Raw genomic sequence first — 12032 nt, 5'->3', positions numbered from 1 at the left:
GAAGTGGAGGTGCGGTTCCGAGGTGTTGCCCGAGTTGCCGCAGCGCGTCTGCTCAGTCCTGCGCGGACACCGGGCCGGCCCCGGACCAGCGCGGACACCGGGCCCGGCCGGACCAGCGCGGACACCGGGCCCGGCCGGACCAGCGCGGACACCGGGCCCGGCCGGACCAGCGCGGACACCGGGCCCGGCCCGGACCTGCGCGAAGGCCTGCCCGGCCAGGTCGTACGCGAAGGGCCTGACCCGGACGCACACGAAGAGCCGGGCCCCGGTCCTTGGAGGACCGGGGCCCGGCTCACGTGCTGCGCGCAGACCGCGCCCGGCTCAGTCCTGCGCGGAGACCGCACCGAGCAGGCCGCGGATATGGGTGGTGGCCTCCCGGAACTCGGGCCGCCCCATCGTCTCCGTGTAATCGCGCTCCGGCGGCAGCCCCACGTCGATGATCTCGGTGATGGTGCCGGGCCTGGGGCTCATCACCACCACCCGGTCGGCGAGGTAGCAGGCCTCGGAGATGGAGTGCGTGACCAGGAGCACCGTGGTGCCGGTCTCACGCCAGATGCGGTTGAGTTCGGTGTTCATCTGCTCGCGGGTGAGCGCGTCGAGCGCGCCGAACGGCTCGTCCATGAGCAGGACGGGCGGCTCGTGCAGCAGGGCGCGGCACAGGGCGACCCGCTGCTGCATACCGCCGGACAGCTCGTGCGGCAGCGCGTCCTCGAAGCCGCTCAGGCCGGTCATCGCGATGAGTTCGTCGGCGCGCCGGCGCCCCAGCTCCGCCGGCATCTTTCGCATCTCCGCCTGCAGCAGGATGTTGCGGCGCGCCGAACGCCACTCCAGCAGGGCCGCGCGCTGGAACACGTAGCCGATGTCGTGGCGCGGCCCGCGCACCCGCTCGCCGTTCAGCAGCACATCGCCCGCGGACGGCTGCAGAAGCCCCGCGACCAGTTTGAGCAGCGTCGACTTGCCGCATCCGGACGGTCCGACGATCGCGACGAACTGCCCCATGGGCACCTCGAGATCGATGTCGGTCAGCGCGGTCACGTCACGGTTCTTGGTGCGGAAGCGGACGGCGACGTCCTTGATGCCGACCGCCGCTGTGCTGCCGGGCCCGCTGCTTCGTCCGTCCTTCGTCACTTCCGGCTCCCGCACGGTGGTGTTTCTGGGCATCGTCATCCCTTCATCGCGGTGGCGCTGTCCCAGTACTCGGCCACGGCCTTGGGGCTCCTCACCAGTCCGGCCTCGGTGAAGACGTCGATGGTCTGCTGCCAGTCGGCCTCGGCGTTGACGCCCGGTGCCTTGCCCTGCGTCGAGTCGGTGTGCAGAAGGGTGAGCGTCGTGGCGAACTGCTCGGACAGAACCTCCTTCGGCGGGAGCTGCTCGCTCGCGCCTTCCATCGAGGCGACGGCCGGGTCCGGCGCCTTCTCCGCTGCGGCGAACGACTCGCTGACCGCCTTCGCCATACGCTGGGCGAGATCCTTCTTGCCGGTGAGGACCTTCTGGCCGGCGATCAGACCGTTGGAGTAGAAGTTCAGCCCGTTCTCTGAGAAGCGCAGGTACGAGACCGGCTTCTTGGCCTTGTTCTGCATGGTGGGCCCCTGGTCGCTGGCGTAACCGAGCAGTCCGTCGGTCTGGCCGGACATCACGGCGGCGATCTTGCCGGCCGGGTCCGTGTTTTGCACCTTCACGTCGGACTCGGCAAGGCCGTTCTTCTTCAGGAAGATGGGGAACGTCTTGGAGAGCGCGTCGCCCGCGGTGCCCGCGATGGTCTTGCCCTTGAGGTCGGCGGGGCTCTTGATGCCCTGCGACTCGAAGAACTGCACCGATGACGGGGTGGTCTGCAGAAAGACGCCGAGGCTCTTGACCTTGACGCCGGCGTCGACGCCGGACAGGACGGCGGGTGTGTCGGCCCAGCCGAAGTCGGTCTGTCCGGCGCCGGTCGCCTGCACCGTCTTCTGGGAGCCCTGGCCGGCGCGGATCTCTATGTCGATGCCGTGCTTCTCGAAGATCTTCTGCTGCTTGCCGTAGTAGAACGGCGCGTGTTCGCCGTACGGGTACCAGTTGAGCGTCAGCGTCACCTTGTCCAGCTCCTTGCCGGAGGAGCTGGTCGATGTGTCCGAGCCGTCCTCCCCGCAGGCCGTGGCGACCAGAAGCAGCGGTACGAGGCCGGTCATAAGCAGTCTGCGCGCAGTCATGGCTGGTCCTTCTTGTCAACGTGGGACATGTGGCCGGTAGTCAGGTCAGTACGTGGTGGTGACGCCGGTCTCGCGGCGGCTGGCGTGCCACGGGAGCAGCAGCTTCTCCGCGACCTCGACGAGGACGAAGAGGACGACGCCGATCAGGGACATCACCAGCAGGCCGGCGAAGAGCATCGGGGTGTCGAGGTTGCCGTTGGCCTGGAGGATCACATAGCCGAGACCCTCGTTGGCGCCGACGAACTCGCCGACGACCGCGCCCGTCACGGCGAGCGTCACCGCGACCTTGAGTCCGGAGAACAGATGCGGCAGCGAAGCGGGCATGCGGATCTTCACAAAGGTCTGCCAGGGGCTCGCGCCCATGGTCGAGGACAGCTGGAGCATCTCCGGGTCGACCGCCTTGAGTCCCGTCACCATGGAGATGACGACGGGGAAGAAGGCGATCAGCACCGCGATGAAGATCTTCGGTGCGATGCCGAAGCCCAGCCATACGACGAACAGCGGGGCGATGGCGATCTTCGGCACGACCTGGGCGAAGAGCAGGATCGGGTAGAGGGTCTTCTCGACAGTGGCCGAGTAGACCATCACCACGGCGGCGAACACGCCGACGACAACGGCGATCAGGAAGCCGAGCAGCGTCTCGTAGGTGGTCACCCATGTGTGCTGCCAGATGTAGTCGGCCTTCCCGGTGAGCACGTCGAGCGTCGCGCCCGGCGAGGGGACGAGGTAGGGCTCGACGATTTCGGCGGCGGCGACCACCCACCAGGCGGCGAAGCACGCGAGCAGCAGGGCGACGGGCCGCCAGCTCTGCTCGAGCAACCGTGAGGCCCGCTCCCCCGCGCTCGGGCCGTTCCGCCTGTCGACTCCTGCCACCTGTGCGGGTGGTGACTTGATGACGCTCTGACTCACGGTCAACTCCTGGGTCTCCGGAACGGTCGGCAAGAGCCGTCCGGATCGGCCGGGTTCTTCGATCCACCATCGAGAAAACGCTTTCAGAAAGCGCTTTCTGGTATGGTGCGGCCACGCTAATGACTGCCGGTCCGCACGGTCAATAGGCCGTCCCGAAGTTTCGGGGGGTCAAGTGAGTGAACAAGAACCACAGGCTCATGTGACGCTGGACGCTGTCGCCCGCAGAGCGGGCGTGTCCCTCGCCACGGCGTCACGAGCCCTGAACGGCACCGCCCGGGTACGCGAGGAACTGCGCAGCCGGGTACGCGCGGCCGCCGACCTGCTGGGCTACATCCCCAACGCCCATGCCCAGGCCCTCGCCAGCGCGTCGAACAACACCGTGGGCCTCATCTGCCACGACGTGGGCGACCCCTACTTCGCGGCGATCGCCGCCGGCGTGATGCGCGCAGCCGCGGAGAAGGATCTGCTGGTGATGCTGGCGAGCACCTTCCGCGAACCGGCGCGCGAGATCGCCTACGTGTCCACGCTGCGCGCCCAGCGGGCCCGCGCCATCCTGCTGATCGGCTCCGGCTTCCAGGACCGGACCTGGGAACGGGCGCTCGCCGCGGAACTGGAGCCCTATGTGCGGGCGGGGGGACGCGTGGCGGTCGTCAGCCGGCACCGCAGCCTGCGGGTCGACGCCGTACTCCCGGAGAACCGGGGCGGAGCCGCGGCCCTGGCCAGGGCTCTCCTCGACCTGGGGCACCGGGACTTCGCGGTGCTCACCGGGCCGCCCTCGCTGACCACGGTCTCCGACCGGCTCGCCGGCTTCCGGGACGAGCTGGCGCGGGCCGGCGTCGCCCTGCCTCGGGAGCGGATCGTACGCGGGCCCTTCACCCGCGAAGGCGGGTACGCGGCGGCGCGGGCCTTGCTCGCCCGCGGCGAACTGCCCACCTGCGTGTTCGCGGTGACCGACGTGATGGCGGTCGGCGCGCTCGCCGCCTTCCGGGAGCAGGGCGTACGCGTGCCGGACGACATCTCGCTGGCGGGCTTCGACGACATCCCCCTCGTGCGGGAACTCTCACCGCCACTCACGACGGTCGCCCTGCCGCTCGCCGCCATGGGACAGGAGGTGATGGCACTCGCGCTGCGAGAGCCGCGCGGCTCCCGGTCGCGGGTGCTGCGGGTGGGCGGTGAGGTCGTCCTGCGTGCCAGCGTCGCTCCCCCGCCGCCACGTCCGGCTCGGGCCGGCGGGGGCGCGCACTGACGTGGCTGCGACCGATACGCGCCACGCGCGCCGGTCGCCACCTCGGCGCGCGCCGGAGCTCTGACCATCGGCCGGACCAGGTACACACGAAACCATTGCCGTGGGCATGTGGCAGGAGGAGGTTTCCCGGGAATGCCGTACGGATGAACAGAGCCGGTCGAGTACCACGAGCTTCACGTGATCAATCAAACGTCAACGGCTTTGATTTCGGTCAAAGTTGACCTCGGCCTTGTGGCCCCATGAAAGGGTCAACAGGCTGAGGGCGTCGGCCTGTTCGGAGACGGTAGCACTGCCGATGCACCGCCTGCTCGAACACCCGCGCGAGCAGGCGTTTCGGGAGGGGAGCTCGTGATGGACGGATACTTCGCCAGTCGGCTGCATCATCAACTGCGAGCTGTCGTCAGGAAGTTCGCCGAAAGAGAGGTGCGACCGCGGATCCCGGCCATGGAAGCCGCCCGCTCGGTCCACCGGGAGCTGTCCGACCTGATCGCGCGGCAGGGCTGGATCGGCGCCACCATCAGCAGCGAGTACGGCGGCATGGCGCTGGGCCACCTCGCCAAGACCCTCATCATCGAGGAGCTCTCCCGGGTCAGCGGCGCCATGGGCGCCATGGTGCAGGCATCGCAGCTGGGTGTCGCCAAGATCGTGCATTTCGGCAGCGACGAGCAGAAGAAGACATGGCTGCCCGCCATCGCCGCCGGTGAGTGCCTGCCGACCATCGCCGTCACCGAGCCGGAGTCGGGGGGACACGTTCTGGGGATGAGCGCCACCGCGGTAAGGGACGGCGGCGATTACCTCCTCAATGGCCGAAAAGTGTTTGTCGGGAACAGTCACGTCGGAGATCTGCACGGCGTAGTGGTCAGGACCGGTGCGGGATCGAAAGGGCTGACGGCGTTCCTCGTCGAGTCGGACCGCCCCGGATTCCGCGCGGGCGACGAACAGCCGACGATGGGGCTGCACGGATTCAGCTTCGGAGAGCTGTACTTCGACAACTGCCGGGTTCCGGCAGCCAACCGGCTCGGCGACGAAGGCGACGGGCTCGCCGTGGCGTACTCCTCGAGCGTCCTGTACGGACGGGCCAACCTGACAGCCGTGTCTCTCGGCATCCACCAGGCGATCCTTGAGGAGACCACCCGATTCTGCGAGGAGCGCCACCGCTACGGCAAGCCGCTGCACGAACTGCCGTCCGTGAAACTGAAGCTCGGCATGATGCAGTCACGGCTCATGACCTCCCGGCTCGCCGCGTACCACGCCGTGCATCTGCTGGACGCGGGCATGCCGTGCGACGCGGAGCTGATGAACGCCAAGCTGGTGAACGTGGAGTCGGCGATCGACTCGGCCCGCAACGCCATGGAGATCCATGCCGCCGCAGGCCTGTTCACGAACCGCCCCATCGAGCGCTATCTGCGCGACGCGCACCATATGTTCGCGCCCGCCGGCACGTCGGACGTCCAGCTGCTGCGACTGGCGGAGGTGGCCCTGGGCACGGCGAAAGGCGAGTGGTCGCAGCGGCTGTCGGAGGAGGTACGGATGGTTCCGGCGGGCTGACCGTCGGCTCGCGCCGGCCGGGTGGCGGGCCCGCAGGCGTCGCGGTGCGACCTTACGCCCGGCGTCTGCCGGCCGGCGGGGCTCCGGAGGCGGCCGGGGCGGCCGCGCTCCATGGGCGGCGCCTCAGATACCGCGGTCTTCCCGGCGGTGGATCTGCTCGATCAGTTCCGCGGCAAGTGACTTGATCGTCTCGAGCCCCGCCCGCCCCCACGGTCGGGGCTCCGTGTCGACGACGCAGATCGTGCCCAGCGTCATCCCCGTGCGGTCGATCAGCGGCGCCCCCAGATAGGAGCGGATGCCGATCTCGTCGACGACGGGGTTGCCCGCGAAGCGCGGGTAGTCGCAGACGTCCTCCAGGACGAGCGCCTTGCGGCGCACGACCACATGGGGGCAGTAGCCGTGGTCACGTGCCATGAAGCGGCTGACCGGGGTGCCGCCCGTGGCGGCCCCCAGGTCGGCACCGCTGTGGCTGCCCGAAGGAGTGTGCAGCCCCGCGAAGAACTGCCGGTTCTCGTCGATGAAGTTGACCATGGAGAACGGGGCGCCGGTCACTTCGGCGAGCTTGCGGGCGAAGTCGTCGAAGGCCGCGTCCGGCCGGTCGCCGAATCCCAGCTGACGCAACCGCTGTACGCGGGCGGGTGCCTCACGGTCCACGGGCGTCAGCAGGAGATGGCCGATGGGGTCATACGTCATGTCGGTGCTCCATAGCTCGGTGCCGGGCCCGGCACGACGGTGGTGGTGAGCAGGTGCTGAACGAGGGTGACCAGCGTTCCGATGCCCGAGCTCGCGACGCGCGCGTCGCAGAGGACGACCGGCACCTCCGGCTTGAGGTCGATCGCCGCACGCACCTCGTCCGGCTCGTAGCGGTAGGCGCCGTCGAACTCGTTGACGGCCACGACGAATCCGATGCCGCGCCGCTCGAAGAAGTCGACGGCAGAGAACGAGTCCTCGAGCCTGCGGGTGTCGGCGAGCACGATCGCCCCCAGGGCGCCCTCCGAGAGCTCGTCCCACATGAACCAGAACCGCTCCTGTCCGGGTGTGCCGAAAAGGTAGAGCACATGGCGGTCGTCCAGGGTGATGCGGCCGAAGTCCATGGCGACCGTGGTGGTCGTCTTGGACTCGATGCCTTCCAGGCTGTCCGTGGCCACGCTGACCTGGGTGAGCAGTTCCTCGGTACTGAGCGGGTCGATCTCGCTGACCGCTCCCACAAAGGTCGTCTTGCCGACCCCGAACCCGCCGGCGATCAGAATCTTGAGCGCCGTGGGGAACAGGTCGCCGTCGTCGGCGCCGCGGGCATGAGAGCCGTCGCCGGCCCGGTGGAAATCAGAGCCGTCGTCGTAAGCCATCGAGCACCGCCTCCAGCAATGAACGGTCCGTGGATGTGTCGTGGCTGCGCGGCGCCCGCGCGGTGAGCGCGCCGCAGTCCACGAGGTCGGAGAGGAGCACCTTGGTGACAACGGCCGGTAGCCGTAAGTGGGCGGAGATCTCGGCGACGGACGTGGGCCCGTGGCACAGCCTCAGCGCCACGGTGTGCTCCGGCCCGAGTTGCACCTGCGGCGCGGCCCCGGTGGCCATCACCATGGAGAGCAGGTCGAGGGCGGCCGTCGGACGGGTGCGGCCGCCGCTCACCGTGTACGGACGGATCAGCCTGCCCGCCGCATCGTCGAGAAGCGGCCCGTCCAGCGGCGAGGGCATGGTCATTGTCCTGCGGCGCCCCGTGCTCCCGCGGACTGTCTGACAGGCGTGGCCAAGTACGGACGCACGCTCTTGACCAGCATCGCCATCTCGTATCCGAGTACGGCGGCGTCGGCCTCCCGTCCCGCGAGCACGGCGAGACAAGTACCGGAGCCGGCCGTGGAGACGAACAGCAGCGTGGAGTCGAGTTCGACCACGACCTGCCGCACCTCACCACCGTCGCCGAAGCGCGCTCCGGCGCTGCGGCCCAATGAGTACAGGCCGGAGGCGAGGGCGGCCATGTGGTCGGCGCTGTCGTGGTCCAGGCCGTGCACCGATTTCACCAGGCCGTCGGAGGAGAGGAGTACCGCGTTTCGTGTGTACGGCACACGCTGGACCAGACCGCTCAACAGCCAGTCAAGGTCCGAGACGCGGCCGGTCGGCACATCGCTCGCCATGGTGCATCTACTCCTTGGTGGTGGGGTCGTGCCGCAGAGGATCGAGGGGTTGGAGGTGGGGGGACTGGGGGCCGGAGTGGTGCTGTTGAGCGGAATAGGACTGCTGTCCGGCGATGGACTGCTGTCCGGCCAAGGACGACTGTCCGCGGTGGGACTGGAGGCCGGAGTGGGGTGGTTGTCCGGAGGGGTGCGTCTCCCGCTCCGGCTGGATCTCCGCAAGCCCGATACCCCGCTGGAAGGCGGCCATCAGGCCCGGGTCGTGCAGGGCGGGCTCGTCGTCCTCGCGCGGTGCCGGGGCGTCCCGCAACTGCGGGACCAGATGTTCCTGGCTACGGCGCTTGGGCAGTTGCGGACGGCCCATGGTGCCCCGCACGACAGGGCCGGACGGCGGTTCGGCCGTCGCGGGTCCGGGCGAAGGTGTGGCGCCGTGCGGTGGTGCGGTGTGGCCGACGCCCGGGCGGGCGGTCGCCGGGTTCGGACGGGAGGCCTGCTCCCCTTTGACGGGGAGGGGCTCATGTGCCATGGCGGCGGCAGGGACCGGTTCGCGCTGCGCCGGCATCGGTCCTGGGTGAGCGGGCAGTGCCGACTGGGGCAAGGAGGGTGGTGGCATCGCCGCGATGTGGGGCGCGTCCCTGTGTCCGCCGGAGTATCCGACGGCCTGTCCACTGCTGTCGCCCGCATGCCCGCCGGCAGGGTGGGCGGAATGGGCGGCGGCCCTGGCGACCGCCTCCGGCCTGCCCGACTCGTCCCGCTCGGCGCCCAGCAGACCCTGTGGCAGGACGAGCACCGCCTGGACGCCGCCGTAGATGTTCGACTGGAGCCGTACGGCGATGCCGTGCCGGCGGGCCAGCGCGGAGACGACGAACAGACCGATCCTGCCGTCCTGCAGGAGATGGGCCACGTTGACCTGGTCGGGATCCATGAGGAGGGCGTTCATCTTGTCCTGCTCCTGCAACGGCATACCGAGGCCGCGGTCCTCCACCTCGACGGCCAGTCCGGCCGTCACATGCTGGGCACGCAACAGCACCTGGGTGTGCGGGGCGGAGAACAGCGTGGCGTTCTCCACCAGTTCTGCCAGCAGGTGGATCACGTCGGCGACCGCGTGGCCGCGCAGCGTGCCGTCGATCGGAGGCACCAGCTTGACCCTGGGGTACTGCTCCACCTCGGCGATCGCCGACCTGAGCACCTCGGTCATGGTGACCGGGTTGGACCACTGCCGGCGGGAGATGGCGCCGCCGAGGACGGCGAGATTCTCGGCGTGCCTGCGGATACGCGTGGCGAGGTGGTCGACGTGGAAGAGGCCCTTGAGCAGCTCGGGATCCTCGACCTCGTTCTCCAGTTCGTCGAGCAGCTGGATCTCGCGGTGCACGAGGGACTGAAGCCGGCGGGCCAGGTTGACGAAAACCTCGACCTTCTGCTCGTTGCCCACGCTGCTGGAGAGCCGGGACGCCTCCACGACCGCCGTCACGGCGGCGTCGTGCGAGCGTGACAACTCCTGTGCCAGCAGGTCGAACTCGTCCCCCCGCGCGGGCGACTGCGGGGATGACGACGCACGGCCGGGCGGGGGGCCCTCACCGCGTCGCAGCATGTCGACGACCGTGCGCAGCTCCGCGTGGCCGCGGGCGGTGGAGCGACGCAGCTCGGAACATCGGTCGAGCACGGACTTGGCCGTGCGGTCGGCGCCGCGCGCGGCGACGGCGACGGCGGCTATGGCCAGGACGGCCATGGCGGTCAGCGCGGCCCACAGGCCGGCTGACGGTTCGGGAGTGGTGGCGCGCAGCGTGATGACCACCGCGGTGGCGCCGCTGAGGGCGGCGACCACGGTGGGCAGGACGGCGGTGCGGAGGATTTGGGGTCGTATGCGGGCTTCCGGATGTGCGGCCGCGGACGACGTCCTGCCCGCGGACGTCAGGGAGCGGGTGCCTGGCCGGCCGTGACGCCCGCCCTCTCGGCGGTCGGACCGCGCGGCTGGTGCGCGTAGTTGAGACATCAGCGTCCTCGGTACGTGGGGCCCCAGGAATCGGCGTAGTGCGTGTGGTCGGCATGACTCCACGGCGGAACCCGGGCACGCGAACGAGAGCCCACCGTCAATCACCGGCCACACACGGTAGTCGGGTGACGTGGACGCGCGACGGGCACTTGCCGAAGTTGCCCGCCATTCGTCCCGCTCTGGTATGAGGGCTCGCACGACAGTGCGAAATGGCGGGGCGGGGTGGGGCAGACACGGTGGGCCGGGGGCCGGGGGCCGGGGGCCGGGGGCCGGGGGCCGCCCTCCACTGTTGACTGGCGTTCCGCGGGAGCCCACTGCCCGGTCCGGGCCAAGTCCCGGACTCCTGATACGCGCTTCTGGCGATGCCCGTCGGCGGGATAAGCCGTGGGGCGTAGGGGAAGTACCCCGGGCGGGCTGCGTTTCGCTCCGCGAAATCGGCTCCTCGACCCGTCCGGCTCCGCCGAGCGCTCCCACCGTCCCCAGGCGACTGCACCCCGGGGGCAACTCACGTCCGGCCTGCGACCGAGGCGAGGGGCTCGAGGCAGCACCGCGCCACGTGGCCCGGCTTCGCGCCCGGCCCGGCGCCGACGGACCGGGCAACGCATCCGCCGAACAGGGCGCACGGTCTCACGGCCGAGCCCCGGGCGGGGGCGGTGGGCCTGAGCGCGGGCGGCCTGCGGGACGCCGCTCGCCTCAGGCCCTGGGAGCGACCTCCTGTGCGTCGGGGCCGGACGACGCGTTGTCCGCCGCCGACTTCGTCGCGGCCGTCTGCGCGGACGCGGCCACCGCGGGCCAGCCCTCGACCGGAACCGTTGCCACCCCGCGCCACCACGGCGACGAGGGAACCGCCGAGGAGGTCGGCTCGAACGGTTCACCCGGCCGCGGCAGCGCAATACGCGCGCCCGCCTCCTCGGCGGCCGCCACGGTGCCCTCGCCCGGCTCCGCCCAGGGGTGCGGCGCGAGGTTGAACGTGCCCCAGTGGATCGGCAGCATCACACCGGCCGGGCGGCCGCCCTGCAGATCGAGGTGGGCGCGCATGCCCTCCGCCGGAGTCATGTGGATGTCGGGCCAGTACTCGGAGTAGGCGCCGATCTGGATCATCGTCGCGTCGAACGGGCCGTGCTCCGCGCCGATGTCCCGGAAGCCGGGGAAGTAGCCGGTGTCGCCGCTGTGGTAGATCCGGTGCTCGGGACCGGCGACGACCCAGGAGGCCCACAGGGTGTGCTGCTGGTTGCGCAGCCCGCGTCCGCAGAAGTGGCGCGCGGGGGTCGCGGTCAGTCGGAGGCCGTTGATCTCCGTGGACTCGTTCCAGTCCAGTTCGCGCAGGCGGTCCGGGGACACGCCCCACCGCTCGAGGTGCGCGCCCACGCCGAGCGGGACGGCGAAGACGGTGTCCGTGGAGGCGAGAGCACGGATGGTGGGCAGGTCGAGGTGGTCGTAGTGGTCGTGGGAGATCACGACGACGTCGACGGTGCCGAGGGCCGCGAGCGGCGCAGGGACGGGGTGCAGCCGCTTGGGCCCCGCGAAGGCGAACGGAGAGCACCGCTCTCCCCAGACGGGGTCGAACAGCACACGGCGCCCGTCGATCTCCGCGAGGACACTCGAATGCCCCATCCAGGTGAGCCGCAGCCCGGAGGCGGCGGGCCTGGTCAGATCGGCGAGCGTCGTGGAGTGCACAGGCACAGGCCCGACGGGCACACGGCGGGCCCTGGCCTCCTTGGCGAAGTAGATCTTGACGAATTCGACCATGGAGGCGCCTGACGGTCTGGTTCTCGCCCCCACCGGGTTCTGGAAGACGCCGTCGGAGAAATTGGGCGAGCGGCGGATGCGTGCCATGCGCTCACCGGTCGGATCGGCCCCGAAAGCGGCCGGCCTCAGCGAGCGCAGCCGGGAACGCAGTTGCGGGGTGGGACCAGCGCCGGACAAGGCACCTCCTGATGCTCGGTGATTTCCATTATGTGCGGTTATGGGTGCATGCGGTGATGAGTGGGCCGCGGCCGGTCCGCGGACCGGCTGCGGCC

General features: G+C 70.2%; 11 protein-coding genes. 2 read left to right on the top strand and 9 right to left on the bottom strand.

Going from position 1 to position 12032, the window contains the following annotated elements; all coding sequences use genetic code 11:
- Positions 1-321: 321 nt before the first annotated feature.
- The 3 genes from ABZ070_RS30510 to ABZ070_RS30500 are packed head-to-tail and all read right to left on the bottom strand — an operon-like array spanning position 322 to position 3095.
- Positions 322-1167: an ABC transporter ATP-binding protein gene (locus tag ABZ070_RS30510; RefSeq protein ID WP_356638566.1), complete on the bottom strand. Its 846-nt coding sequence runs from the start codon at positions 1165-1167 to the stop codon at positions 322-324.
- Entirely contained in the window at positions 1164-2186 is a 1023-nt protein-coding gene (locus tag ABZ070_RS30505) for an ABC transporter substrate-binding protein (RefSeq protein WP_356638565.1), read from the bottom strand. Before ABZ070_RS30505 ends, ABZ070_RS30510 begins: the two co-directional genes overlap by 4 nt.
- A gap of 45 nt (positions 2187-2231) precedes the next feature.
- A complete protein-coding gene (locus ABZ070_RS30500; protein WP_356638564.1) occupies positions 2232-3095 on the bottom strand; it encodes an ABC transporter permease in 864 nt (287 codons plus the stop codon).
- Between the two features lie 199 nt (positions 3096-3294).
- Between ABZ070_RS30500 and ABZ070_RS30495 the strand changes: the two genes are divergently transcribed.
- Together ABZ070_RS30495 and ABZ070_RS30490 are read left to right on the top strand one after the other, a co-directional pair.
- Complete coding sequence (locus ABZ070_RS30495) at positions 3295-4341, top strand: LacI family DNA-binding transcriptional regulator (protein WP_356638567.1); 1047 nt, start codon at positions 3295-3297, stop codon at positions 4339-4341.
- 351 nt (positions 4342-4692) lie between these two features.
- Positions 4693-5889, top strand: a complete 1197-nt coding sequence (locus ABZ070_RS30490) for an acyl-CoA dehydrogenase family protein (protein WP_356638563.1) — start codon at positions 4693-4695, stop codon at positions 5887-5889.
- A 123-nt stretch (positions 5890-6012) separates the two neighbouring features.
- On the opposite strand, the gene ABZ070_RS30485 is transcribed toward ABZ070_RS30490, so the two are convergent.
- The 6 genes from ABZ070_RS30485 to ABZ070_RS30460 all read right to left on the bottom strand — a co-directional run bounded on the left by ABZ070_RS30485 (position 6013) and on the right by ABZ070_RS30460 (position 11937).
- Entirely contained in the window at positions 6013-6582 is a 570-nt protein-coding gene (locus ABZ070_RS30485; RefSeq protein ID WP_356638562.1) for a GAF domain-containing protein, read from the bottom strand.
- Positions 6579-7235 (bottom strand): ATP/GTP-binding protein, encoded by a 657-nt coding sequence (locus ABZ070_RS30480; protein ID WP_356638561.1) that lies wholly within the window; start codon positions 7233-7235, stop codon positions 6579-6581. Before ABZ070_RS30480 ends, ABZ070_RS30485 begins: the two co-directional genes overlap by 4 nt.
- Positions 7213-7584, bottom strand: a complete 372-nt coding sequence (locus ABZ070_RS30475; protein ID WP_356638560.1) for a DUF742 domain-containing protein — start codon at positions 7582-7584, stop codon at positions 7213-7215. Before ABZ070_RS30475 ends, ABZ070_RS30480 begins: the two co-directional genes overlap by 23 nt.
- 2 nt (positions 7585-7586) lie before the next feature.
- Positions 7587-8021 carry a roadblock/LC7 domain-containing protein gene (locus tag ABZ070_RS30470; protein WP_356638559.1) on the bottom strand — a complete coding sequence of 145 codons (435 nt, stop codon included), beginning with the start codon at positions 8019-8021 and terminating at the stop codon, positions 7587-7589.
- A gap of 7 nt (positions 8022-8028) precedes the next feature.
- Positions 8029-10011, bottom strand: coding sequence for an ATP-binding protein (locus tag ABZ070_RS30465; protein WP_356638558.1), 1983 nt, complete (start codon positions 10009-10011; stop codon positions 8029-8031).
- A gap of 693 nt (positions 10012-10704) precedes the next feature.
- A complete protein-coding gene (locus ABZ070_RS30460; RefSeq protein WP_356638557.1) occupies positions 10705-11937 on the bottom strand; it encodes an MBL fold metallo-hydrolase in 1233 nt (410 codons plus the stop codon).
- Positions 11938-12032: the final 95 nt, after the last annotated feature.

Source organism: Streptomyces sp. NPDC006283, assembly GCF_040613325.1.
In the GTDB taxonomy this organism is placed as follows: Bacteria; Actinomycetota; Actinomycetes; order Streptomycetales; family Streptomycetaceae; genus Streptomyces.
Note: the sequence above shows the minus strand (reverse complement) of the source record. Positions and strands in the feature narration are given on the sequence as shown.

Excerpts from the sequence above, each read along its gene's own strand:
- ABZ070_RS30510 (WP_356638566.1), bottom strand. The coding sequence starts at position 1,167 with ATGACGATGCCCAGAAACACCACCGTGCGGGAGCCGGAAGTGACGAAG.
- ABZ070_RS30505 (WP_356638565.1), bottom strand. The coding sequence starts at position 2,186 with ATGACTGCGCGCAGACTGCTTATGACCGGCCTCGTACCGCTGCTTCTG.
- ABZ070_RS30490 (WP_356638563.1), top strand. The coding sequence starts at position 4,693 with ATGGACGGATACTTCGCCAGTCGGCTGCATCATCAACTGCGAGCTGTC.
- ABZ070_RS30485 (WP_356638562.1), bottom strand. The coding sequence starts at position 6,582 with ATGACGTATGACCCCATCGGCCATCTCCTGCTGACGCCCGTGGACCGT.
- ABZ070_RS30480 (WP_356638561.1), bottom strand. The coding sequence starts at position 7,235 with ATGGCTTACGACGACGGCTCTGATTTCCACCGGGCCGGCGACGGCTCT.
- ABZ070_RS30475 (WP_356638560.1), bottom strand. The coding sequence starts at position 7,584 with ATGCCCTCGCCGCTGGACGGGCCGCTTCTCGACGATGCGGCGGGCAGG.
- ABZ070_RS30470 (WP_356638559.1), bottom strand. The coding sequence starts at position 8,021 with ATGGCGAGCGATGTGCCGACCGGCCGCGTCTCGGACCTTGACTGGCTG.
- ABZ070_RS30465 (WP_356638558.1), bottom strand. The coding sequence starts at position 10,011 with ATGTCTCAACTACGCGCACCAGCCGCGCGGTCCGACCGCCGAGAGGGC.